The sequence below is a fragment of the Pseudomonas sp. A214 genome (genome assembly GCF_900156295.1).
Taxonomy (GTDB): Bacteria; Pseudomonadota; Gammaproteobacteria; order Pseudomonadales; family Pseudomonadaceae; genus Aquipseudomonas; species Aquipseudomonas rhizophila.
The window spans coordinates 3,752,904-3,776,091 of the sequence record NZ_LT707062.1 but is presented as its reverse complement, the minus strand read 5'-3'; the positions used below and the strand labels follow the sequence as shown (position 1 = coordinate 3,776,091).

Below are 23,188 nucleotides of genomic sequence, written 5' to 3'. Positions count from 1 at the left end.
CTCATATCCAGATGAAGACCGCCAGCAGACCGCCGAAGAACGCCCACTTCTGCAAGTAATACAGCTTGCGGTTGCGCTTCTTCAGCGCCTTGCCTTGCAGGCGAATCCTGTAAAGCCTGGAAAACGCCCGGTTCAGGCCGCCGGTTTTGTCTCCGGCGTCATTGGGCGCTCCGGCGGCCGCCATCACGGTGCGGCTGAACCAGCGGTTGAAGGCACTGGCCCAGCGAAATCTCATGGGGCGTTCCACGTCGCAAAAGAGAATGATGCGATTGTGAGGCGTGGTGTTCTGGGCGTAATGAATGAACGTCTCGTCGAATATCACCGCCTCGCCATCACGCCAATGGTAATGCTCACCATCGACATTGATGTAGCAGCCGGCATCGTTGGGCGTTTCCAGACCCAGGTGATACCGGTAGGACCCGGCATACGGGTCGCGATGACGAACCAGCTTGGAGCCCGGTGGCAGTTCGGCGAACATCGCCGCCTTGATTGAACCGATGCTCTGCACCAGTTCAGTGGTGCGCGGACACAGCTTCATGGCCGAGGGATGACTGTCGGCGTACCACTTCAGGTAGAAACGCTTCCAGCCGGTCTTGAAGAACGAATTGAAGCCCACATCGTCGTACTGGTTGGAACGCTTGATCTCCCCCGCTCGCAGCAAATTCAGGCCTTCGGCACGGATCTCCTGCCAATGGGCCTGCAACGGGCTCAGGTCGGGAAACTGCGCCGGGTTCAGGAAAGGCTTGTTGGGCAGTTTCGAGCACAGGTAAAGCAGGCAGTTGATCGGCGCGAGGAAGGACGAATGGTCGCTCAACTGGCGTCCGAGCTTGTGCCGAACGCGCCCGCGCAGGTGCACATAACCGATAGAGAGAAGATAGATCGCGGCAATGATGAGTTTCACAGTATCCGCACACATCAAAAGTGGACAGGCTGCCACTTCCCGCACAGCCGAACAGCGTGGGGAATGGCGTAAGTGAGACGGCAATTTAGCCACAACTCGTAACCAAAGGTTATCCCTGCGTTGTGAAAAACTGTCTTGCCTGGGTTACACCCTATCGTTAACGCGGCCAGATCAGTACAATTGCCGCCAAACATTACGCGCCCCCTTTTTGGCCGATACCGGATTCCGGCTTCGGCGTACGTCTATTTGGGTCAGGCGCTCCGTATGCTGCTGTCCTCTTATGCCGGATGGACCCTTGCGCTTGCGACCGCGAAGCTTTCGCGCGGTCGGGACCTGCGCAAACAGGTACTGAACAGGTACTGCCGCACCCTTAGCTACTCTGAATGTTCCGCAGGATAAACCTTTGATCTCTACAGCTAACATCACGATGCAGTTCGGCGCCAAGCCACTGTTCGAAAACGTCTCTGTCAAGTTCGGCGCGGGTAACCGCTACGGTCTGATTGGCGCCAACGGTTGCGGCAAGTCGACCTTCATGAAGATCCTCGGCGGCGACCTCGAGCCGTCCGGCGGCCAGGTCATGCTTGAGCCGAACGTGCGCCTGGGTAAACTGCGCCAGGACCAGTTCGCCTACGAAGAATTCACCGTGATCGACACCGTGATCATGGGCCACGAAGAGCTGTGGAAGGTCAAGGCCGAGCGCGACCGCATCTATTCGCTGCCGGAAATGACCGAAGAAGACGGCATGGCCGTGGCCGAGCTGGAAACCGAATTCGCCGAGATGGACGGCTACACCGCCGAGTCCCGTGCCGGTGAACTGCTGCTGGGCCTGGGAATTGGCATCGAGCAGCATTTCGGCCCGATGAGCGAAGTGTCGCCCGGCTGGAAACTGCGGGTACTGCTGGCCCAGGCGTTGTTCTCCGACCCGGAAGTGCTGCTGCTGGACGAGCCGACCAACCACCTGGATATCAACACCATCCGCTGGCTGGAAAACGTGCTGACCCAGCGTTCGAGCCTGATGATCATCATCTCCCACGACCGTCACTTCCTGAACAGTGTCTGCACCCACATGGCGGACCTGGACTACGGCGAGCTGCGCCTGTTCCCGGGCAACTACGACGAGTACATGACCGTGGCGACCCAGTCCCGCGAGCAACTGCTGTCGGACAACGCCAAGAAGAAAGCGCAGATTTCCGAACTGCAATCGTTCGTCAGCCGCTTCTCGGCCAACGCCTCGAAGGCCAAGCAAGCCACCTCCCGTGCCAAGCAGATCGACAAGATCCAATTGGCCGAGGTCAAGCCATCGAGCCGTGTCAGCCCGTTCATTCGCTTCGAACAGACCAAGAAGCTGCACCGTCAGGCGGTCATTGTCGAAGGCATGGCCAAAGGGTTTGACGGCAAGCCGTTGTTCAAGGACTTCAGCTTCACCGTCGAAGCCGGCGAGCGCGTGGCGATCATTGGCCCGAACGGCATCGGCAAGACCACGTTGCTGCGCACCCTGGTCAATGAACTGGAGCCGGACGCCGGTACTGTGAAATGGACCGACGCCGCGGAACTGGGTTACTACGCCCAGGACCACGCCCACGACTTCGAAGACGACGTCAACCTGTTCGACTGGATGGGCCAGTGGACCCAGGGCGGCGAACAACTGGTTCGCGGCACCTTGGGCCGCATGTTGTTTTCCAACGACGAGATCCTCAAGTCGGTCAAGGTCATTTCCGGTGGTGAACAGGGTCGCATGCTGTTCGGCAAGCTGATCCTGCAAAAGCCGAACGTGCTGGTGATGGACGAACCGACCAACCACCTGGACATGGAATCCATCGAGGCGCTGAACCTGGCGCTGGAAAACTACCCGGGCACGCTGATCTTCGTCAGCCACGACCGTGAGTTCGTATCGTCCCTGGCCACCCGCATCATCGAGTTGAGCGCCGATGGCGTGATCGACTTCAGCGGCACCTATGACGATTACCTGCGCAGCCAGGGTGTGCTGATTTAAGAGCAGCGCTGAGTTGTAAGCTTCAAGCTGCAAGTGAAAAGCCCTGTCCGTTGTGACGGGGCTTTTTGTTTTCAAGGTAGAACAGCTTGTGGGAGCACAGCTTGCTTGCGATTTGGCCGTTTCAGTCGACTTGGTATTGGCCGACCTACCGTCATCGCGAGCAGGCTCGCTCCCACAAGGAACCGATGTTCTTCCAAGCCCTGCGGCCAGTGTGGGAGCGAGCCTGCTCGCGATAGCGTCGGCACCATCACCACCCGGGCAAACCGTTAGCCTGCTTTCTTTTATTCCCGCCGCGCGCCATGATGAGCCCCTCTTCCCGCTGCCCGCGAACGAGCCTCATGCCAACACACCCATCCACCCCCAGTTCCCTGTCGATCACCTGGCAGATCATCTCCATCGTCTTCTATACCTTCATCGCCTTTCTCTGCATCGGCCTGCCGATTGCCGTGTTGCCGGGCTATGTCCACGAACAGTTGGGCTTCAGTGCCGTGGTGGCCGGGCTGACCATCGGCTCCCAGTATCTGGCGACGCTGCTCAGTCGGCCCATGGCCGGGCGGCTGTCGGACAGTATCGGCACCAAGCGGGCGATCGTTTATGGGCTGTACGGGATCGTCCTCAGTGGTTTGCTGACGTTGCTTTCGACGCTGCTGCAAAGCTTTCCACTGCTGAGCCTGTTGATCCTGATCGCCGGGCGTTTGCTGCTCGGGGTGGCTCAGGGCCTGATTGGCGTGGGCACCATCAGTTGGTGCATGGGCCAGGTGGGGGTCGAACACACGGCCCGCTCGATCTCATGGAACGGCATCGCGTCTTATGGGGCCATTGCCATCGGCGCGCCGCTGGGAGTGGTAATGGTCAGTGAGCTGGGCTTTGTCAGCCTGGGGATCGCCTTGTCGCTGCTGGCCGGCGCGGCGCTGCTGTTGATACGCAACAAGCCATCGGTGCCGGTCATTCGTGGCGAGCGCCTGCCCTTTTGGGCGGTGTTCGGGCGTATTGCACCGTACGGGACGAGCCTGTGCCTGGCGTCGATCGGCTACGGTACGCTCACCACCTTCATCACGTTGTTTTATGTCAGTCGCGGCTGGACGGGTGCAGCCTGGTGCCTGACGGTGTTTGGCGTCTGTTTCATCCTGTCGCGCTTGTTGTTCATTTCCAGCATCGCCCGCTTCGGAGGCTTCAGGACGGCCATTGCCTGTATGTGTATAGAAACCCTGGGGCTGGTGTTGCTATGGCTGGCGCCTTCTACCGCGTTCGCGCTGATTGGCGCGGGGCTGGCCGGTTTCGGGCTGTCGCTGGTGTATCCGGCGTTGGGTGTGGAAGCCATCAAACAAGTACCGAATACCAGCCGTGGCGCAGGACTGAGCGCCTATGCGGTGTTCTTCGATCTGGCGCTGGCGATTGCCGGCCCTTTGATGGGCGCGGTGGCGTTGAATCTGGGGTATTCCTCGATCTTTTTCAGTGCGGCACTGCTGTCGATCATCGGACTGGGGCTGACTTTACTGCTGCGGCGCCGTACCGAAACAGCCGCTTATTGATCGACCTTGTGCAAACCCACCAGGCCGGTTCGCCCAGGCCTGGTGTTTTTTTGCGCGGTCTTTAAGCTGCGGCGAATTGCTCGCTGATCTGCAGCTTGGCTTCGCTTATGGCTTTGCTGCGCATTTCGTCACCGTAAGCCAGGCCCTCGGCGCGAACGAACTCGATGTCGGTAATGCCGAGGAAACCGAACATGACCTTCAGATACTCCTCATGCGCCACGCCGCTTGGCTGGCCGGCATGCAGGCCACCAGAGGTGGAAACGATCACCAGTTTCTTGCCACCACACAGGCCTTCGGGGCCGGCTTCGGTGTAGCGGAAGGTTTGGCCGGCCACGGCGATACGGTCGATCCAGGCCTTGAGTTGAGTCGGAATGGTGAAGTTATACATCGGCGCTGCGATGACCACCGCGTCCGCCGCCAGGAATTCGGCCATGGTCGAGGCACTGAGATCAGTCTCGTGCTTCTGGGCAGCGTCGCGCAGTTCAGCGCTGGTGCCGGCGGCGATCAGGGTCTGGGCGGAAAAGTGGCTGATGGCATCGGCCGCCAGGTCGCGGTAGGTCACGACGACGTCCGCTTCGGCAGCTTTCCAGGCCTCAACCACGTCACGGCTCAGTTGGCGGGACGCGGAATTGTCGCCCAGGATGCTCGAGTCGATGTGCAACAGTTTCATATGAGTGCTCTCCAAGTGAGGATCGCGACCAAGCGATCAATTGAGAACAATCCTATCGATGAAGCCAATAGCCGATAAGTCAGTATTAATGCGATAGTTCGTTCCACTGACAGGACAATAGAACTCGATATGCAAGACCTCAATGATCTGTACTACTTCGCCAAAGTGGTCGAAGCCGGTGGTTTCGCCGCGGCCGGACGCCTGTTGGGTATTCCCAAGTCGCGGCTGTCACGGCGTATCGCTGAACTGGAAGAGCGCCTTGGCGCCCGACTGCTGCAACGTACCACCCGCCAGTTGAAGCTCACGGCCGTTGGCGAGCGTTATCTGCGCCATTGCCAAGCCATGCTGCTGGAAGCCGAGATGGCCGATGAAGCCGTGGCGAGCATGTCCACTGAGCCGCGCGGGCGCCTGCGGGTTTCCAGTCCGGTGGGTTTGGCTCATCAGATGCTGGGCGGGGTGATCGCCAGCTTTCTGGAAAAATTCCCTCAAGTGCAGCTGGAAATGATGCTGGTCAATCGGCGGGTAGACCTGGTGAGCGAAGGCATCGACGTGGCATTGCGCGTGCGCGATCTGGGGGACGAAGACCCGCTGCTGATGACGCGACGGCTGCGTCAGGCGCGGCTGATCATGGTCGCCAGCCCAGCGTTCGTCGCAGGACGGCAGATCAATACCCCGGAGGATCTCAAGAAACTGCCGATACTCGGGGCGCTGGACGCCGATCGCCTGGTCCATCTGCGCCTGCTCAAGGCCAACGCAGAGCCCGTCGAACTGGCCCTGGAAGCCCGGCTGGGCATCGACGACTTCATTGTGCGCCGCGCCTGCGCCCTCGCCGGCCTGGGTTTCACCTTGTTGCCGAGCATGTATTGCGAGGAGGAACTGCAGGACGGCACACTGGTGGAATTGTTGCCCGAGTGGTCGCTGCCGGACGGCTGGCTGCAGGCAGTCTATCCGCATCGACGCGGCATGTTGCCAGCGGTGCGCGCGTGGATCGACCACTTGGTAGAAGCATTCGATGGCTGTGGAGATAGAAAAATATGAGCTTGAGCGAAGAGGATGTCGCGCAGTTCTGCCTGGGTTTGCCGGGCGCCAGGGAGGACTACAAATGGGGCGGCGTGCGGGTATTTTCCATTGCCGGCAACAAGATGTTCGCCCTGCAGAACCTGCGGGGCGAATCACTGGCGTTCAAGGTGGACAAGGATCTGTTCCTGGGGCATTGCGACCGCCCGGGGATCCACCCGGCGCCCTATCTGGCGCGGGCTCAGTGGGTCATCATGCAGACGCCCTACCCGCTGGGCGCCGATGAACTGCGTGGCCTGCTGCAGCGCTCCCACCAACTGGTGGTGAGCAAGCTGCCCAAGCGCACCCAGGTGGGTTTGCTGCTGTCGTGAAGCTCAGAAAAGCATCAGCAGATGACTGCCCAGGAATAACTGGTCGATCCAGAACACCTGGTGCAGCAACACGATGAACCAGAACACCACCTGAAACGACACCTTGCGGGTCTTGTGGCGAAACACTTGCTGAGCCAACAACGCCCCGGGCCAGCCCCCGGCCAGCTCCACGGCGTGCAATACGTTTTCCGGGGTGCGCCAGGCGTCAGCGCGGGCCTTGCGCTTGTCGCTCCAGTACAACAGAAACGCCACCACGCTGACGAGCCCGTAGGCCGTCAGCGGCACCCAGGACTCCGCACGCAACCCGAGCAAAAGTGATCCGAGCAGCGGCAAGGCGCACACCAGCGCAAATACCACGAGCTTGAGCCGCAAACTCTGCACGGCTGGGCCCGGCTCACGGCCTGGACGGCTCATGGCTGGGCCGCCGTCCAGTCCACCCAACCGAATTGCCAGGTGGCCAGGATCAACAGGCCGAAAGCGATCCGGTACCAGGCAAATACGGCGTAACTGTGGCTGGCGATGAACAGCAACAAGCCCCTGACCGCGATCATGGCGAAAATGAACGCCGTGACGAAGCCGATGGCGAACACCGGAAAATCCGCCGGCACAAACAGCTCGCGATATTTATAGCCGGAGTAGACCGCCGCGCCGACCATGGTTGGCATCGCCAGGAAGAATGAAAACTCGGTCGCGGTCTTGCGCGACAGCCCGAACAGCAAGCCACCGATGATGGTCGAACCTGAGCGGGAGGTGCCGGGAATCATCGCAAGGCACTGGGCGAAGCCGACTTTCAGTGCATCCTTCCAGGTGATGTCGTCTACCGTTTCGGCGTGCACTGTGTGCTGGCGCTTCTCGGCCCAGAGCATCACGAAACCGCCCAGCACCAACGCCATGGCCACCGTGATCGGGTTGAACAGGTATTCATGGATCAGGTCTGCAAACAACACGCCCAATACCACAGCGGGCATGAAGGCAATCAGCAGGTTGGCCGTAAACCGACGAGCGCTGGGCTGGGTGCGCAAACCCAGTACCACGTCGAAGATCTTGCGCCGAAACTCCCACACCACCGCCAGGATCGCCCCGAGCTGGATGATGATGTTGAACGCCATCGCGCGCTCGCCGCCGAACTCGAGCAAGTCCGCGACAATGATCTGGTGCCCCGTACTGGAGATCGGCAGGAACTCCGTCAAGCCTTCTACCACGCCAAGAATCAGTGCCTGAAAGGCGGTCCACAAATCCATTCATCCCCCAAAAGACTATGCTTGCGCACGTCTCATCAAAATTTAAGCGTTATGCAGGTGTAAACAGCAGGCGCACGGTGACTGCGATTTCTCAAAAAAACCAATGAAAAAACCGGAACAGGCTCAGGTTTTGCGCCGCGGGGCCGAAATCCTATCAGACAAGCCCTGATAACGCTGCCGCGTTATGACTCAGGACACAAAGGCATACCCGCCTGACGCCAGACTCAGGCGGTCGCAGATGACAAGAATAAGAAACCGGAGTGACAGCGTATGAATAGCTTGCGCAGTGTGTCGATCAGCCGACGCTTGTGGCTCATCTTGGTCGTGTCCATCGTGATGTTGTTCACGTTAGGCGCGTTCATGCTTAAGCAGATCCACACCGACCTGTATCAGGCCAAGGTGCAGAAAACCCAGCATGTGGTCCAGACTGCCAGCGGCGTGCTGAGCTACTACCATGGTCTGGAAACGGCTGGCACCCTGACTCGCGAGGTTGCGCAGAAGCAGGCCCTTAGCGCGGTGCGCGGCTTGCGCTATGACCAGAGTGATTACTTCTGGATCAATGACCTGACGCCTGTGATGGTCATGCACCCGACCAACCCGAAACTCGAAGGTCAGAACCTCTCGGCGATTCGCGACCCGAATGGTTTTGCGCTGTTCAACGAGATGGTCGCCATTGCCAAGGCCAAGGGCGCCGGGATGGTGGATTACCTCTGGCCGAAACCGGGCGCCGAGGCGCCGGTGGCGAAAACCTCTTACGTCAAACTGTTCGAGCCGTGGGGCTGGATCATCGGTTCAGGCGTGTATGTGGATGACGTGGAGGCCGAATTCCGCTCTCAAGTGATCAAGGCTTCGCTGATCGGCCTGGCGATCACCCTGCTCATGGGCCTGCTCCTGACCCTGATCGTGCGCAGCATCGTTCGGCCGCTGCAGGAAACGGTCAATGCCATGGCCAACATTGCCAGCGGTGAAAGCGACCTGACCCGCACCCTCGACACCCACGGCCAGGATGAAGTGACGCAACTGGCCCGGCATTTCAATGCCTTTACCGCCAAACTGCGCGAAGTAGTCAGCCAGTTGCAGGACTCGGCCAGGGCCCTGGGGCAATCGTCCAACGACCTGGGTAACGACGCCGTCCAAGCCCAGGAGCGCAGCCAGCAACAATCGCAACAGATGGAACTGGTGGCGACTGCGATCAACGAAGTGACCTACGGCGTGCAAGACGTCGCCAAGAATGCCGAACACGCCGCCAGCGAAATGCGCGACGCCGAATCCCAGGCCCAGCAGGGCCAGGTGAATATCGATGGCAGCTTGCAGCAGATTGACCGACTGTCCCAGACCATTGATCAGGCGGTCGAGGTGATTCGTACCCTGGCCAGCGAAAGCACCCAGATCGGCAGTGTGCTGGAGGTGATCCGCTCCATTGCCGAGCAGACCAACCTGCTGGCCCTCAACGCCGCGATCGAAGCGGCCCGCGCCGGTGAACAAGGTCGGGGCTTTGCCGTGGTGGCCGATGAAGTGCGGCTGCTGGCCCAGCGTACGCAGAAGTCCACCGCCGAGATCCAGGCGATGATCGAACGCTTGCAGAACCACTCCGAAGCGGCGGTGAAAGTCATCAGCGACAGCAGCCGTGCTTCGCAATTGACCATTGAGCAAGCCGGGCTGGCCGGCGCCAGCCTCAACGCCATCGGCCAGGCCCTGCGCAATCTCAACAGCCTGAACGCCTCCATCGCCAGCGCCACGCTGCAACAGGCCCATGTGGTGGAAGACATCAACCAGAACGTGACCCAGGCCGCCGGCCTCTCCCACAGCACCGCCCTGGCGGCTGAACAATCGAGCCTGGCGAGTACCCGTCTCAAGTCGCTGAGTGAGCAATTGAACGGGTTGCTGAAGCAGTTCAGGGTCTAGTGGCCTGGCCACTAGCGCCTGATCGATACTCGCTGGGCGTCTGGTGCATCTCGATGCGAAAGTGCCGATTGAAGTTGGACAGGTTGTTGTAACCCACCTCAAAACAGATATCGGTCACCGGCATTTCACTGTGCAACAGCAACCGGCAGGCTCGCTGGACTCGGAGCTTGCGCATCAGGTCAATGAAACCGTGTCCGGTGATGCGTTTGAAGAAACGCGAAAAACCGGGCTCGCTCATGCCCAGTTGCCGAGCAATCACCGACAGGCGCAGGTCACCCGTGAGTTCAGTCTGCAGGTACTCGAAGGCCTTGTGGATGCGTTCGGAACTGCGGGCATCCAGGCTGGGTGCATAACAAGGGCTGGCCAGGCATTGGGCCTGCTCCTGCGGGGCGAGATTGAGTGTGTTGAGCAGTTGGAGAAACAATGCCAGCCGCCCGAGTCCCTGGGCCGGGCCGATGCTCTCCAACAGCCTTGCGGCGTTCACCGCGGTGTCGTCGCTGAAGACCAGACCTCGTCGTGCCCTTTCGAACAGCGGCTGTAAATCCCCGAGTTCAGGTAGCGTCCGGCGCAGGCTCAACAGCGTTGCGCCATCGAATTGCAGCACCACGTCCCTTCCAGCCAGGTACTCGCCCGGGGCCAGGTCGCCCATCCAATCGTGGGGCAAGCCCGGGCCGATCATCGCCACGTGGCCGGGGCCGAATGGACCAATATAATCGCCCGCCAGCAATTTACCGCTGCCCCGACGAATGAGATGGATCTCGAATTCGGGATGGTGGTTCCAGCGCGCCAGCGGATACGGATAGTCGTGCTCATACCAGCGAAAACTGTGCTCGGGCTCAGGCAGGATGACTTCAAGTTCGGCGGGTGGCTGCTCGAACAGGGGCGTTGGGTGATCAGGCATGTCGCGCGTCTCTATCGCTGTAGGCAGCACCTTACGCTCGGCGCGCACCGGTTCACCAGCCCTGACCTGATCGTCCACCGATACTTTTTTAACCCGGCCAAGGGACACGTCACGGCGTTAAAAAAAGTACCAGCCGATGATCCCTCCTGCGTTTGTCCGGCGCCAATGGCGCTGCTGTAATCGGCACGTCATTGAAGGTGAGCCGCGCTCCCCTGCTGTTTATTTTGTCATTCGAGACAGGACAACCCATGAAACGACTGGAAGGAAAAAGCGCCCTGGTCACCGGTGCTGCCCGTGGTATTGGCAGGACGTTCGCCCAGGCCTATATCAACGAAGGGGCTACTGTGGCGATTGCCGATATCGATCTTGGAAGCGCCCAAGCCACCGCCGCCGAACTGGGCGACAGCGCCTACGCGGTCAAAATGGACGTCACTGAACAAGCTTCGATTGACCAGGCCATCGAGGCGGTCGTGGCCCGGACGGGCAAGCTCGATATCCTCGTCAATAACGCAGCGCTTTTCGACCTGGCGCCTATCGTGGAGATTACGCGCCAAAGCTACGAACGGCTGTTTTGCATCAATGTCGCCGGCACACTGTTCACGCTGCAGGCCGCCGCCCGGCAGATGATCCGCCAGGGGCATGGCGGCAAAATCATCAACATGGCCAGCCAGGCCGGCCGACGTGGAGAAGCTCTGGTGGCGGTGTATTGCGCCACCAAGGCTGCGGTGATCAGCCTGACCCAGTCGGCCGGCCTTGATTTGATCAAGCATCGAATCAACGTCAACGCCATTGCCCCTGGTGTGGTGGAGGGTGAGCACTGGGATGGTGTGGATGCGCTGTTCGCCCATCATGAAAACCTGCCCCTGGGAGAGAAAAAGCGTCAGGTCGGCGCGCAAGTGCCCTATGGCCGGATGGGCACCGCGCAGGACCTGGTGGGGATGGCGATATTCCTGGCCTTGGCGGAAAGCGAATATGTGGTAGCACAGACATATAACGTCGATGGCGGGAACTGGATGAGCTGATAATTCGCAAGTTTTGCCCTTGAATCGACGGATATGGACTTATTTGCCTGAAAATTGATCCCACTACTTGAGGATTGTCCCAAACGGTACCCAACGGTGCCGTTGCAAGGGATTTCAAGAGAGCGTGAATACCGTTGCCCCAGCCGGGCAAAAATTGCGCATCATAGGCGCCGTCCGCTCAAGGGAGATTTACATGCGTGCCATTTCATCCGTCATGCGTCTTATCGGGCTGTCGTTGGGGCTGGCCTTCGCCACCAGTGTCCTGGCCACCGAAGAGACGCAACTGGTCGAGTCCATCAACCTTTATCGCAGTCAGTCGCAAAGTTGTGCGGATCAGGCCTCTCTGGAGCTACCGCCGCTGGCCATGGATTCGCGGCTGATCCTGTCGGCCAACGGCATTGGTGACCTGCAGCAGGCGTTGGCCCGCACGGCCTACCCGATGGTCAACGTACAGGCCATCAGCCTGTCCGGGCCACGGGACGCGCAAGCCGCGATGAAGGCCGTGCAGGAAAGCTTCTGCCAGGTGGTGCTGGATCCACAGTTCGTCGACATCGGCGTCAGTCGCCTGGATCGCGAATGGCGCATCGTGTTGGCGCGCCCGCTATTGTCGGCGCGTCTGGGAGACTGGCAAGCCGAAGGTCAGAAGCTACTGAAGCTGATCAACAGTGCTCGTGCCCAACCGCGCCGCTGCGGCACCGAAGCCTTCACGGCGACGACGCCGCTGGCCTGGAACGCTACGTTGGCCCTGGCCGCCGTGAACCACACTCGGGCCATGGCCAACAACAACTTCTTTGACCACAAGGATCGCGACAGCCGCATGCCGGGCGACCGCGCCGAGTTGGCCGGTTACCTCGGCCAATTGATCGGTGAGAACATCGCCGCCGGACAGGATACGGCCCTCAAAGTGGTGGACGGCTGGCTGGCAAGCCCCGGTCATTGCGCCAATCTGATGAACCCGCAGTTCAAGGAACTGGGCGCCGGCTATGCGGTGGACCCGAAGAGCGATGCGGGGATTTATTGGACAGCGATGTTTGGCACCCAATAGCGTTTGATCAGATCGCTTGGCACTGGCGGCAATCCCGCTATCGCGAGCAGGCTCGCTCCCACAAGGGTTCTACACACTGTGGGAGCGAGCCTGCTCGCGATGAGCATGGAACTGTCATTGCTGACGCAGCGTCTGCCGCAAATGCTGCATGAACTGGCTCAACGACGGCGACTGGGCCACTGGCTTGCGTTGCAACAGGCCGATCGAACGCTTGCCGGGCTGGTCGATGGCAATCACCTCGCATTGCTCGCCAATATTGAACACCGCCGTGCAACTGGCCGGCAGCAGGGAAAATCCCAACCCTTCGCGTACAAGCGCAGTGGCGGTACTCATGTGCGCCACCTCCCAAGCCGGCTCAGGCTCGACATTCAGGTAGCGCAACGCTGCGTCGGCCAAGGGCCGGATGCTCGTGTCGGGAGTCAGGGCAATGTAGGGCCTGCGTTTCCAGTCGTCCAGACTGTCGCGCTGATGATCCTTGTGGGTCAGCAACACCAGATTGTCATCCAACAGGCGCACGAAGCTCAGCCCGGACAGGTCGTCGGGTAACGAGGTAATGCCCGCGTCCACCTCACCGCGCTGCACCCACCCCATGATCTCCCCGGCCCGACCATCCAGTACGCTCACCCTTACACCCGGGTGTTTGCGCTGGAACGAAGCGATGACCACAGGCAGGAACGAAGCGGCGGCCGTGGGCAGTGCCGCCAGGCGAAGGGAGCCACGACTCAGGCTGAGGGTGTCGCGGGCGTCCCGTACGGCATCGTCCATGTCCCTGAGCATGCGCCTGGCCTGGGGCAGAAAGTGTTCACCGGCCAGCGTCAGTTCGACACTGCGGGTGTTACGCGCCAGCAACTGCAGACCCATGGTCTCCTCCAGTTTGCGGATGCTGTAGCTCAGCGCTGGCTGGGACAGGTGAAGCTGTTCAGCGGTGCGCGTGAAGCTTGAGGTTTCAGCGATCAGGATAAAGGCACGAAGCTGTCGGAAAGAAACGTTCATGGCCGTACTTATAAAGATAATGGATCAATTGATTCTACCTTTAAAATTCACAGAACAATCCATGGCCGCCACTATGGGCCATCCCATCAGTGGAAACGGACATGACAAAAACAATTCTCGTCGGATGCGGCGCCGGTTTTGCCAATGATCGCCCGGACGCCGCCTTGCGCCTGGCCCAGGACCTGGCGCAACGAAACGGCCAGCGCTACATCATGCTGGAGTTGCTGGCCGAACGGACGCTGGCCGAAGCGCAACTGCGCAGGGGCCTCGATCCTCAAGCCGGATACGCCTCTCGCCTGTTCGATTTCCTCGAGCCGATGCTGGATGTGTGTATCGACGCCGGCATCCCCATCATTACCAATGGGGGGGCAGCCAATCCCAGAGCCGCCGCGCAGCGCCTGCGAGCAACACTGGCAGGACGCTATCCGAGTTTGAAAATTGCCTGCGTACTGGGCGATGACCTGCTGGAAGAAACCACACCGCGCTTCAAGCAATGGCTGCCCGTGGACCCGGCAGACGTGGTTTCGGTCAACGTCTACACCGGTGCCGACGGCATTCATACGGCGCTGCAAGAAGGTGCCGGTATCGTGCTGTGCGGGCGAGTGGCCGACCCTTCGCTGGCGGTGGGCGCGATTCGCCACGGGCTGGGTTGGGCCGCCGACGATTGGCAGAAAATGGCCATCGCCACCGCGACCGGGCATTTGCTGGAGTGCTGCACCCAGGTCACCGGCGGGTACTTTGCCCACCCTGGGATCAAAGAGATCCCGGACCCGGCGAACCTCGGTTGCCCCATTGCCGAAATCCATGAGGATGGGCGTTTGATCATCGGCAAAACCCAGGGCTGCGGGGGCTGCGTCAGCGAGCAAACGGTCAAGGAACAATTGCTTTACGAGGTGCATGATCCGCGCCGCTACCTGACCCCGGATGTGGTGCTGGACCTGGGGCAGGCCCGCGTCCGGGACCTGGGTGATGACCGCGTTGAGATCAGCGGCCTGCTGGGCCATCCGCGCCCCGATACGCTCAAGGGCCTGGCCGGTGTGCGTGGGCTCTGGTTCGGCGAGGCGGAAATTTCCTATGCTGGCCCCGGTGCCGTGGCCCGTGCCGTCCTGGCCCGGGAAATTCTGCTGCAACGTTTTGACCGATTGGCGCCAGGCGTACAGCCCTGGATCGATTTGTCGGGTGTCGCCAGTCTGTTCAATGACCACGGTGGCCGCTATCTGCAACAACGACTGGCCCTGGCGCCGGCCCTCGATGATGTACGTGTGCGCGTCGGCCTGACCCATACCGACCAGGCAATGGTTCAGACGCTGTTGGCCGAGGTGGAATCGCTCTACACCAACGGTCCGGCCGGCGGTGGCGGCGTGCGCCGGCACCTCGCTGAAGCCGTCACCACCCGCAGCTTCCTGCTGCCGCGCAGCGAAATCCACACAACCCTGGAGTGGTACTGATGAAGCTGGTCACCCTCGCCGACTTCGCCCACGCTCGTGCCGGAGACAAAGGCAATATCCTCAGCATTGCGGTATTCCCCCTCGATCCGGCGCACTACCCATGGTTGCTGCGCGAACTGACCTGCGAACGAGTCGCCGAACAATTCGCCACGCGCCGGCCTGCCAAGGTGCATCGCTATGAACTGCCGAACCTGCATGCGCTGAATTTCGTCCTCGAAGACGCTCTGGAAGGCGGCGTAAACCTCAGTTGCGGCCTTGATCGCCACGGCAAGAGTTTGAGTTATCTGCTGCTGTCCCTGCGCCTGCCCCAACCACAGGGCTGAAGGATTCACGCGCCCGTACCGTCGACAACAATAAAAAGAGAGGCTGCACCATGATTACAACGTTGGGTTTTTTGATGATGCTGGTCATCATCGGGCTGATATTGCTGCGCAGGATCAGCCCCGTCGTCGCCTTCACCACCCTCCCCGTCGCCGCTTGCCTGCTGGCCGGTTTCAACCCCGGACAGATCGGCGAGTTCATCAAGGCCGGGCTGATCACCGTGGCGCCCACCGCCGCGCTGTTTCTGTTTGCCATTCTGTTCTTCGGGATCATGCGTGATCGCGGGCTGTTCGACCCGCTGGTCAACCTGCTGATCCGCAGTACCGGTGGCAAGCCGCTGGCTGTGGCGCTGGTCACGGTGCTGGTGACGTCAGTGGTGCATCTGGACGGGGTGGGCGCCGCGACATTTTTGCTGACCATTCCGGCGCTGTTGCCGTTGTACAAGCGTCTGAACATGAGCCCGGCCATGCTGTTGTGCCTGGTGGGCACCACCGCCGGGGTCATCAACATGGTGCCTTGGGGTGGCACCACCGCTCGGGCTGCCGCAGTTTCCGGGCTGGACGCCACGGAGCTTTGGCTAGGTTTACTGCCGGTGCAGTTGGTGGGGCTGGTCTGCATGTTGCTGGTGGCCACCGTGCTGGGCTCGCGAGCCCAGCGTCGCCGGCCAATGTCACTGGGAGCGGCCGCCAGCGTCGATCTGGACAGTCTGTCCACCGAAGGTCGCGAGTTCGGCCTCTCGCCCCGCAACCTGCGGTACTGGCTGAACGTGGCCCTGACCGGCGCGATCCTGGCTTGCCTGTTCACCGGTATCTTTCCGCTCTATGCCTGTTTCATGGTGGGATTGGGCATTGCCCTGCCGCTGAACTTCCCTTCCCTGGATGCCCAGGCCGAACGTCTCAAGGCCCACGCATCCGATGCCCTGCAAATGGTGCTGGTGATGATGGCCGCCGCCGTGTTGCTGGGTGTGCTGTCCGGAGCAAAAATGTCCGACGGCATGGCCTTGGCGCTGATCGACTTTCTGCCTGGCGGATCCGCTCAGTACCTGCATGTGATCGTCGGATTCTTTGGCGTTCCCCTGGGGATGATCTTTTCGCCGGACGCCTACTACTTTGCCCTGTTGCCGGTGATCAGGGATGTGGCCGCCGCCGCGGGCGTTCCCCTGGAAGCGGTGGCCCGGGCCATGCTGATCGGTGAAAACACCGGTTTCTCCATCAGCCCGGTGGTGCCCAGCGTGTACCTGGCCCTGGCGTTGTCCGGCGTCGAGTTGCGCAAACACATGGCCTACACCTTTTTCTGGGCCTGGGGCGTCAGCCTGGTGATGCTCGCCTTCGCCGTGGCGACCGGGGCGGTACAGGTTTAGGGGGCAGCGCGGGAAGCGGGTTTTCAGTGTGTGCCGAAGATCAACGATCGGTGCACGCCCGACCCCGCCCGCACACCATCGCCCACCGACAGTGCCACCGAGCCGAACGGCATGGCCGCATCACCACAGGCAAACAATCCCGGCACGCTGGTTTCGCGGGTCATGTCAGTGTGGATGAAGGCACCGAGCGGGCCGTCCTCGAACTCACACCCCAGAGACGCAGCCAACGAACTGCCCACGCGGGTGCGGGGCAAGACGAACAGACCATCGATGACAACCACGCGCCCCCCTTCCAGGACCACATTCGCCCGTTCGCCTTCAATGCGTTCGACCGGTTCGGCTAACAGCGTCACCCCACGTAGTTCCAGGCTGGCCCGCTGCTCCGGATCGGGCTCGAATACGCCATTGGTGAAGAACGTCGTCGGCCCCCAGTCGGGAAGCATCAAGGCGTGGTGCAGCGACATTGGCGACGTCGCCAGCACGCCTATCGGCCCTTGGTCCAACTCATAGCCGTGGCAGTAAGGACAGTGGAAAACGCTTTTGCCCCAGCGCTCAGCCAGGCCTTGCACCGCCGGCAAATCATCGACCACTCCGGTGGCCAGCAGCAGGCGTTGGGCTTGGAAATGTTGCCCACGGGCAGTTTCCAGGGTGAAGCCGCCCTCCTCCTTGCGCGCCTGGACCACGGTGTCCGACACCCACTCCACCGTCGGATAAGCCATGAGCTGGGCGCGGGCATCCTCGGCGATGTCAGCGGGTGCGCGGCCATCCTGGCCAAGAAACCCGTGGGAAGTCGCGGCGAACCGGTTACGGCGTTGCCCCCCATCGATCACCAGCACCTTTCGCCGGGCCCGTGCCAGTTGAAGTCCTGCCGACATACCCGCGTAGCTGCCGCCTGTAATGATGACGTCGTAGCTCATGATCTCTCTCCAAGGGTGGTTTTCGAAGGACCGCTAAAGTCTCGACACATCGTAAGTTCCTTGAAAAGCGCCTGTCAACGATCTCGTAACTTTTGTAATTACAGGCGATACTCCACCCCGTCTCAACCACAGAACAACGCCGTTACCATGAGAAACGACACGCGCCTGTCCCGCATGCTTCATGTACTCATCCACATGGACCGTCACCAGCAATCCGCCACCTCCGACACCATCGCGCAGATGCTCGGCACCAACCCAGTGGTGGTGCGCCGGACCATGGCACTGCTCAAGGAACAGGGCTATGTCACGTCAGAGAAAGGCCATCGCGGCGGCTGGACGTTGAGCAAATCCCTGGCAGAGATGACCCTGCTCGACATCCATCAGGCCTTGGGTAGCACGTCGATTTTTGCCATCGGCCTGTCCACCGATCACCCGCAGTGCCTGGTGGAACAAGCGGTGAATGCGGCGCTGACGGATGCGTTCGATGAGGCTCAGGCGCTGCTGCTCAAGCGTTTGGGCAGCATCACTCTGGCGCAGTTGGCGGAGGATTTTGATCAGCGTTTTCGGGAGGGGCACGGCTGAGTGGTGGGAAGCGGGCCTGATCAGGCATCGAGATCGGCACTCCATCGACGCTGGATGTTCCGTGCTTGGAACCGGCCCGCTTCACTTTATTGAGACATCGCCGCCTTCAACGACGACAGGCGTTCACCGCAGGCACCCGGCCACGCCACGGCTGGGCACGTTCCAATTGCGCGGCCAGGGCCAGCAGGGTGCTTTCTTCGCCAAAGCGACCGGCGAAGTGCGCGCCCATCGGCAGGCCGTTGCTGCTCCAGGACAACGGCACGGACATCGCCGGCTGACCGCTGGCATTGAACAGCGCGGTGAATGGCGAGTAGCTGTGGTAGCGCTCCAGCAGTTGATCGAGGCTCATGCACACGTCCTCAACGTCCAGCTCGCCAATCGGTACCGGTTCACGGGTCAGGACCGGGGTGAGGATCAGGTCGTAATCGTGCATGAACGTCGCCAGTTGTCGACCCAGGGTATGAATCCACTCCACTGCAGCCGCGTACTGGGCGCCGCTGACGTTGCCCTTGTCCCGCAGGATGATCCGGGTGCGCACCTCCAGCTCCTCGGCCTGTACCGCGAACCCGCGCATCTGGCCCAGCAGGTCAACGTAATGGCGAGTGCTTGCGCCGATGATGGTGAAGACCTGATCGAGAAACTCCGGTAATACCACCGGCAGGTTTACTGGTTCGACACGGTGGCCGAGGGACTCACACAACCGCGCCGCCTCGCCTACGGCCTTCAGGCTCTGTGGCGATGTTGGCCAGGGACCGAGTTGCTCCACCAGGGCAATGCGCAACGGTTGCGGATCGCGCTGCAACGCCGTCACATAGGGCAACGTCTGGACCGGCGCGGCATAGGGCGCTCCCAGGTCCATTCCGGCGGTGGCGTCCAACAGTGCGGCGCTGTCGCGCACCGACAAGGTGATCGCATGGGGCGTGCCCATCCCCGCCCACCCCTCGCCGATCATCGGCCCTGACGGCAGCAGGCCACGGCTTGGCTTGAACCCGAAGACGCCACAGCATGACGCCGGCACGCGCAACGACCCGCCGCCATCGTTGCCGTGGGCGAACGGCACGACCCGGGCCGCCACCAGCGCTGCCGCGCCACCGCTGGAACCACCGGCGCTATGCCGGGTGCTCCAAGGGTTTCGGGTGGCGCCAAACCGCAAAGATTCGGTGGAGTACGACGTGCCGAACTCCGGTGAAGTGCTGGTGCCCATTACCTGACAGCCCGCACGGCGCAAGCGGGTGACGACTTCGGATTCGAAATCCGCGCGAAAATCCCCCAATGAGCGTGAACCGTTGGTCATTGCCGCCCCCGCAACGGGCGAAAACAGGTCCTTGATCAACGTCGGCACGCCCGCCAACAGACCTTGCCCGACCTCAGGCGTGTCGGCCGCTTCCCGCGCCGAATCGTATAACCGCTCGGCCACCGCGTTGAGCTGCGGTTCGACCCGTTCAAGACGTTCGATGGCCGCCTCCAGCAGTTCGCCGGGGCGGATCTCGCCGCGCCTGACCCACTCGGCCAGTGCGCTGGCGTCTTCGTTGTCCATCAAGTGGTGGATGTCTTGCATGCCCATGCTTCAGATTCCTTGTTTCATGACGATTGACGGGAGCCGAGAGTGGTCGCCTGACCATGGCCTCGAGTACGCAGACCGACAGCGATCCACAGCAGCGCGGCGGCAAAACTGGCGACTGCCAGCCATTGGATCGACTGGCGCAGATCGCTGGCGAAGGCGCCCACAGAGGCCACCACCAGCGGACTGACGAACTGGCCGATATACAGAAACGAGGTGAACCCACCCAGGCCACGGCCGCGGGTGCTGGCAGTCAAGGCATTCATCACGGGAGCCATCACGTTGGGCACCAGCAATCCGGAACCCAGGCCCTGAATGAAGACCGCCACCAGCACGGCGTTGTAGCTCTGGGCGCGCATCAGCAGCCAGAGCCCAAGCCCTATCAGACTCAGCAACAGCGCGTTGCAACCGGCAATGCCGAAGCGACGGCGCAGCAAGGGCCACATCAACGAACCGCCCAGGGTCGCCAGCAGACTCAAGCCTGCCGCCATGCCGATCAGCGTGCTGGAGGTGATGCCCAGGCTGACCAACAGCGTCGGCGCCTGGATCGGCACGATGAAGGTCAGCACCATGCCGCCCAGAATCATCAGGTAACCGATCACCAGCGACCGTACCGCGACCTTGGCCGGACCCGATTCGTCCGCTTGCTGCTCGGCCCTTGGCCGCTTGGCCATCGACGGCTCCCACAGCACCTTCATCATGGCGGGCACCAGCAACAATGGCAGCAGGTACAAAAGGAACGGCGAGCGCCACGAATGCTCCCCGAGCGCCCCACCCACCACAAAAAACAGCGCCCCCACCAGGCCGATGGTCACCACTTGCCGGTTGACGTAGCGCAAGCGCTCTTCGCCGTGCCAGTAGTCAGCAATGAGGGCCGCGCAACAGGTCATCACCGCCGCTTCGGCGCAGCCGAACAGCAGCCGGGTGCCGACAATCGCCGGCAGGTTATCGAGCATCGCCGGCAGCGCGCCGAGCACTGCGTAGAGCAACGTGGCAATCACCAGCAGCGCCTTGCGCCCGACCCGGTCCGCCAGCCAACCGGCCAACGGCGCGCACAGGGCAATGGTCAGGGCCGGCCCGGTGATCGCCAGCGGCACCAGCAGATCGGCTCGCGGCTCCATGGGACCGAATTCGGCGCCCAAACGGGGCAAGATGGGTGCGACCATCACCGAGCCCATGATGGTCAGGCTGCTGCCGAGCATCAGCACCAGCCCTTCACGCCGACCCGTGGCCTGGCGTGACGGGGCTGCGGCCGTTGAAATGGAACTTGATTGGTTCATGGGAGCCCCTTTAGAAACTGTGAGAAATGCGCAGTGCCGTGGTGTAGCCCTCGGCACGGTTACGCGCGTCGAACTCCTTGTAGACGTGCAGCCATACCGGCGGCATACCGGGCTTGAAGTAGCTCACCGCCGGCCCGACGGCCATCACCCGGGCGCGATTGCCCGATTGCAGCCCTGGCGCATCGTCATCGCTGAACTGGCGGTAGTAATACCCGCCCACGCCCACGGTCCAGGGCCCGACGTGCTGGCCCACCGCGAATTCGTGGCGGTACTCGACGCCGCTCTTGTAGTCAGTGGCCGGGTTGCGTGTGTTGATGTCGACTTCGAAACTGGAAGACACTTCGAAGCCGCTGTCGGAGATGTAAGTGGCGTTGAGGATCGGCGAAAAGGTCCAGTGGTTGAGCCCCGGTGAAATCAGCCGGTTCTTGTCATAGTCGCCAGTCGGTGCCTGGATCTGGAACTGGGTGTTGACGAACAGGTTGGGCGATAGGGTCCACTGCAGGATCAGCGGCAACAACTGGATGTCGGCCATGCGAAACGGATCGGCCGCAAGGTCCAGCGGACCGATAGGCGTCTGCACCTGTACCGAAGCGTCCATCTGGAAGAACGGCACCACGGCGCCGAAGCCATATTTGGCGCCCAGCACGGTGTAATCGGTCATGCGCATATAGGCGACGCCGATGGACAGCACATCCAGAGAGAAATTGTTGTCCACGGACTTGCCGTGGCGGTCCTTCTGCACGTTGGCCGAATAGAACGCGGTGCGCAGGCCGACGGTGCCAAAGGGCGTGGCCGGCGGCATCATGCCCGCGCCGAAATCATAGACCCCGACCGCCGTGGTCGGCGCGCCGTTTTCGGTGCCATGGGCAGCGCCCCCCATACCGATCAGCCCCAAGGTCAACCAAGTACAGCGCCAGGCGTTTGCTTTTTTATTTTGATTCATCGAATGCCCCTCCAACCCTGTGGTGTTGGGGTCATCCTAGGGAGCCGGCCGGTCAGCCGTTATCCGTTTTCAGCACAGATGCGTGCGACGCAGGGTTTGGGAAGGTGTCTCGCCGAACAGCACCCGATAATCGCTGGAAAAGCGGCTCAAGTGCCAGAAGCCCCAGCGTGCCGCCACCTCCTGGACGCCCAGGGCCTGATCCCCGTTGCGCAGTTCACGACGCACGGCATTGAGGCGCAACGCCCGTAAATAGGCCACCGGATTGATACCCAGGGTTTCCTGGAAGCAATACTGCAGTTTGCGTCGGCTGGCCCCGATGTGGTTGCACAGGTCGAGGATCGACAGCGGCTCATCGACATGGGCCAAGGCGTACTCCCGGGCGCGGTCGACCATGCGCTTGCGCGCCGTGGGATTGAGCGGCGGTGCCTCGTCCGGTGCCACCAGTTCCAGTATGTGCAGCATCACCGTGTCACGCAGGCCACGACGAATCGACTCGTAACCCAGCAACGAGTCACGCCCCTGCTCGCCCCCTTCAAGCTCATCGAATAACGCCGCAAGCTCGGCGGGCAGCGTCGAGTTGCCGAGACGGTAACACTTGGGAAGATCGGTAATTCGAAAGCGGCTGCCTTGACGTTCCAGCACATGCTCCAACGCCTGCTCGTCGATGGCGACACCGAGCAGATCCAGATGTTGGGGCGTGCGCAGCTCGGGCAGGTTATGCCCACGGGCGACCAACAGGCTGGGCTCGACAATCGGGTGCCCGGAGCAAAAGACCGGCCCGTCCGCACTCAGCGGCACGCTGAAGGTGATGGCGCCCTCCCAGGCCGTGCCTTGCTTGGTCAGAGCCTGATTAGAGCGGTCGCGCACCAGTTGCATCCACTCCGAGCGGAACTCGATCAACTCGCCGTCGAAGCGCCCGGGGGTCAACTGGTCGTAGCAAACCTGCCAACCGCCCATGTTCCGGGCGTGCTCGTCGATGTCTGTGGTGCGGAACCGATTGATCGGCAGCATCGGCAGTCCCTCCGACGAGACCGCTGGTTGCGCCATGTTGTCATTGTTCATTGACCCGACCTTTGATGATTCCAGGGCTTATGGATCAAAGCTCAGGCAAGTTCCATTCCGCTGGGTAGGCCATTCGTTCAATTGTGCCGAAAACGGATAGACTCTTTCACCGGCCCTGACAAA

22 protein-coding genes are annotated in these 23,188 nt (G+C 61.4%); 11 read left to right on the top strand and 11 right to left on the bottom strand.

The features are described 5' to 3' along the window. Window position 1: 1 nt before the first annotated feature. Complete coding sequence (lpxO, locus tag BW979_RS16905; RefSeq protein ID WP_076386642.1) at window positions 2–901, bottom strand: lipid A hydroxylase LpxO; 900 nt, start codon at window positions 899–901, stop codon at window positions 2–4. A gap of 403 nt (window positions 902–1,304) precedes the next feature. Here lpxO and BW979_RS16900 point away from each other — a divergent pair, with 403 nt between their 5' ends. Beyond that, complete coding sequence (locus BW979_RS16900) at window positions 1,305–2,894, top strand: ABC-F family ATPase (protein WP_076384583.1); 1,590 nt, start codon at window positions 1,305–1,307, stop codon at window positions 2,892–2,894. A 338-nt stretch (window positions 2,895–3,232) separates the two neighbouring features. Beyond that, window positions 3,233–4,426 (top strand): MFS transporter, encoded by a 1,194-nt coding sequence (locus BW979_RS16895; protein ID WP_047229121.1) that lies wholly within the window; start codon window positions 3,233–3,235, stop codon window positions 4,424–4,426. Window positions 4,427–4,487: 61 nt separating this feature from the next. Here BW979_RS16895 and BW979_RS16890 read toward each other — a convergent pair whose 3' ends face one another. Next, window positions 4,488–5,096: an FMN-dependent NADH-azoreductase gene (locus BW979_RS16890; protein WP_047229122.1), complete on the bottom strand. Its 609-nt coding sequence runs from the start codon at window positions 5,094–5,096 to the stop codon at window positions 4,488–4,490. Window positions 5,097–5,225: 129 nt separating this feature from the next. On the opposite strand from BW979_RS16890, the gene BW979_RS16885 reads away from it, so the two are divergent. Next, on the top strand, window positions 5,226–6,134 hold the full coding sequence (locus tag BW979_RS16885) for a LysR substrate-binding domain-containing protein (RefSeq protein ID WP_047229123.1): 909 nt from the start codon (window positions 5,226–5,228) through the stop codon (window positions 6,132–6,134). Then, window positions 6,131–6,484: an MmcQ/YjbR family DNA-binding protein gene (locus BW979_RS16880; protein ID WP_047229124.1), complete on the top strand. Its 354-nt coding sequence runs from the start codon at window positions 6,131–6,133 to the stop codon at window positions 6,482–6,484. Before BW979_RS16885 ends, BW979_RS16880 begins: the two co-directional genes overlap by 4 nt. Before the next feature lie 3 nt (window positions 6,485–6,487). Here BW979_RS16880 and BW979_RS16875 read toward each other — a convergent pair whose 3' ends face one another. After that, window positions 6,488–6,898: a DUF1294 domain-containing protein gene (locus BW979_RS16875; protein ID WP_076384581.1), complete on the bottom strand. Its 411-nt coding sequence runs from the start codon at window positions 6,896–6,898 to the stop codon at window positions 6,488–6,490. Further along, on the bottom strand, window positions 6,895–7,725 hold the full coding sequence (locus BW979_RS16870; RefSeq protein ID WP_047229126.1) for an undecaprenyl-diphosphate phosphatase: 831 nt from the start codon (window positions 7,723–7,725) through the stop codon (window positions 6,895–6,897). The genes BW979_RS16875 and BW979_RS16870 overlap by 4 nt, the downstream gene beginning before the upstream one ends. Before the next feature lie 270 nt (window positions 7,726–7,995). Here BW979_RS16870 and BW979_RS16865 point away from each other — a divergent pair, with 270 nt between their 5' ends. Continuing rightward, on the top strand, window positions 7,996–9,630 hold the full coding sequence (locus BW979_RS16865; protein WP_076384579.1) for a methyl-accepting chemotaxis protein: 1,635 nt from the start codon (window positions 7,996–7,998) through the stop codon (window positions 9,628–9,630). Here BW979_RS16865 and BW979_RS16860 read toward each other — a convergent pair. Then, a complete protein-coding gene (locus BW979_RS16860) occupies window positions 9,620–10,531 on the bottom strand; it encodes an AraC family transcriptional regulator (protein WP_076384577.1) in 912 nt (303 codons plus the stop codon). The genes BW979_RS16865 and BW979_RS16860 overlap by 11 nt on opposite strands. A 248-nt stretch (window positions 10,532–10,779) precedes the next feature. Here BW979_RS16860 and BW979_RS16855 point away from each other — a divergent pair, with 248 nt between their 5' ends. Both BW979_RS16855 and BW979_RS16850 read left to right on the top strand, forming a co-directional pair. After that, a complete protein-coding gene (locus BW979_RS16855) occupies window positions 10,780–11,553 on the top strand; it encodes an L-iditol 2-dehydrogenase (RefSeq protein ID WP_076384575.1) in 774 nt (257 codons plus the stop codon). Window positions 11,554–11,746: 193 nt separating this feature from the next. After that, entirely contained in the window at window positions 11,747–12,598 is an 852-nt protein-coding gene (locus BW979_RS16850; RefSeq protein WP_047229130.1) for a CAP domain-containing protein, read from the top strand. 114 nt (window positions 12,599–12,712) lie between these two features. Here BW979_RS16850 and BW979_RS16845 read toward each other — a convergent pair whose 3' ends face one another. Next, window positions 12,713–13,591, bottom strand: a complete 879-nt coding sequence (locus tag BW979_RS16845; RefSeq protein ID WP_076384573.1) for a LysR family transcriptional regulator — start codon at window positions 13,589–13,591, stop codon at window positions 12,713–12,715. Between the two features lie 101 nt (window positions 13,592–13,692). Between BW979_RS16845 and BW979_RS16840 the strand changes: the two genes are divergently transcribed. From BW979_RS16840 to BW979_RS16830, 3 genes are read left to right on the top strand one after another with little or no spacing between them, the layout of a single operon-like run. Continuing rightward, entirely contained in the window at window positions 13,693–15,039 is a 1,347-nt protein-coding gene (locus tag BW979_RS16840) for an acyclic terpene utilization AtuA family protein (RefSeq protein ID WP_076384571.1), read from the top strand. Beyond that, the gene (locus BW979_RS16835; RefSeq protein WP_172833796.1) at window positions 15,039–15,362 is read left to right on the top strand and encodes an AtuA-related protein; all 324 of its coding nucleotides are present in this window, start codon (window positions 15,039–15,041) and stop codon (window positions 15,360–15,362) included. Before BW979_RS16840 ends, BW979_RS16835 begins: the two co-directional genes overlap by 1 nt. Window positions 15,363–15,412: 50 nt before the next feature. Further along, window positions 15,413–16,720, top strand: coding sequence for a CitMHS family transporter (locus tag BW979_RS16830; protein ID WP_047229134.1), 1,308 nt, complete (start codon window positions 15,413–15,415; stop codon window positions 16,718–16,720). Between the two features lie 23 nt (window positions 16,721–16,743). Here BW979_RS16830 and BW979_RS16825 read toward each other — a convergent pair whose 3' ends face one another. Beyond that, window positions 16,744–17,637 (bottom strand): NAD(P)/FAD-dependent oxidoreductase, encoded by an 894-nt coding sequence (locus tag BW979_RS16825; protein WP_047229135.1) that lies wholly within the window; start codon window positions 17,635–17,637, stop codon window positions 16,744–16,746. A gap of 147 nt (window positions 17,638–17,784) precedes the next feature. Between BW979_RS16825 and BW979_RS16820 the strand changes: the two genes are divergently transcribed. After that, on the top strand, window positions 17,785–18,219 hold the full coding sequence (locus BW979_RS16820; RefSeq protein WP_047229136.1) for an Rrf2 family transcriptional regulator: 435 nt from the start codon (window positions 17,785–17,787) through the stop codon (window positions 18,217–18,219). A gap of 106 nt (window positions 18,220–18,325) precedes the next feature. On the opposite strand, the gene BW979_RS16815 is transcribed toward BW979_RS16820, so the two are convergent. The 4 genes from BW979_RS16815 to BW979_RS16800 form a co-directional block, all read right to left on the bottom strand. Beyond that, window positions 18,326–19,783 (bottom strand): amidase, encoded by a 1,458-nt coding sequence (locus tag BW979_RS16815; protein WP_083714407.1) that lies wholly within the window; start codon window positions 19,781–19,783, stop codon window positions 18,326–18,328. Between the two features lie 17 nt (window positions 19,784–19,800). Continuing rightward, complete coding sequence (locus BW979_RS16810; RefSeq protein ID WP_076384569.1) at window positions 19,801–21,060, bottom strand: MFS transporter; 1,260 nt, start codon at window positions 21,058–21,060, stop codon at window positions 19,801–19,803. Between the two features lie 10 nt (window positions 21,061–21,070). Beyond that, window positions 21,071–22,003, bottom strand: a complete 933-nt coding sequence (locus BW979_RS16805) for a SphA family protein (RefSeq protein ID WP_076384567.1) — start codon at window positions 22,001–22,003, stop codon at window positions 21,071–21,073. 69 nt (window positions 22,004–22,072) lie between these two features. Then, window positions 22,073–23,065 (bottom strand): helix-turn-helix domain-containing protein, encoded by a 993-nt coding sequence (locus tag BW979_RS16800; RefSeq protein WP_076384565.1) that lies wholly within the window; start codon window positions 23,063–23,065, stop codon window positions 22,073–22,075. Window positions 23,066–23,188 lie beyond the last annotated feature (123 nt).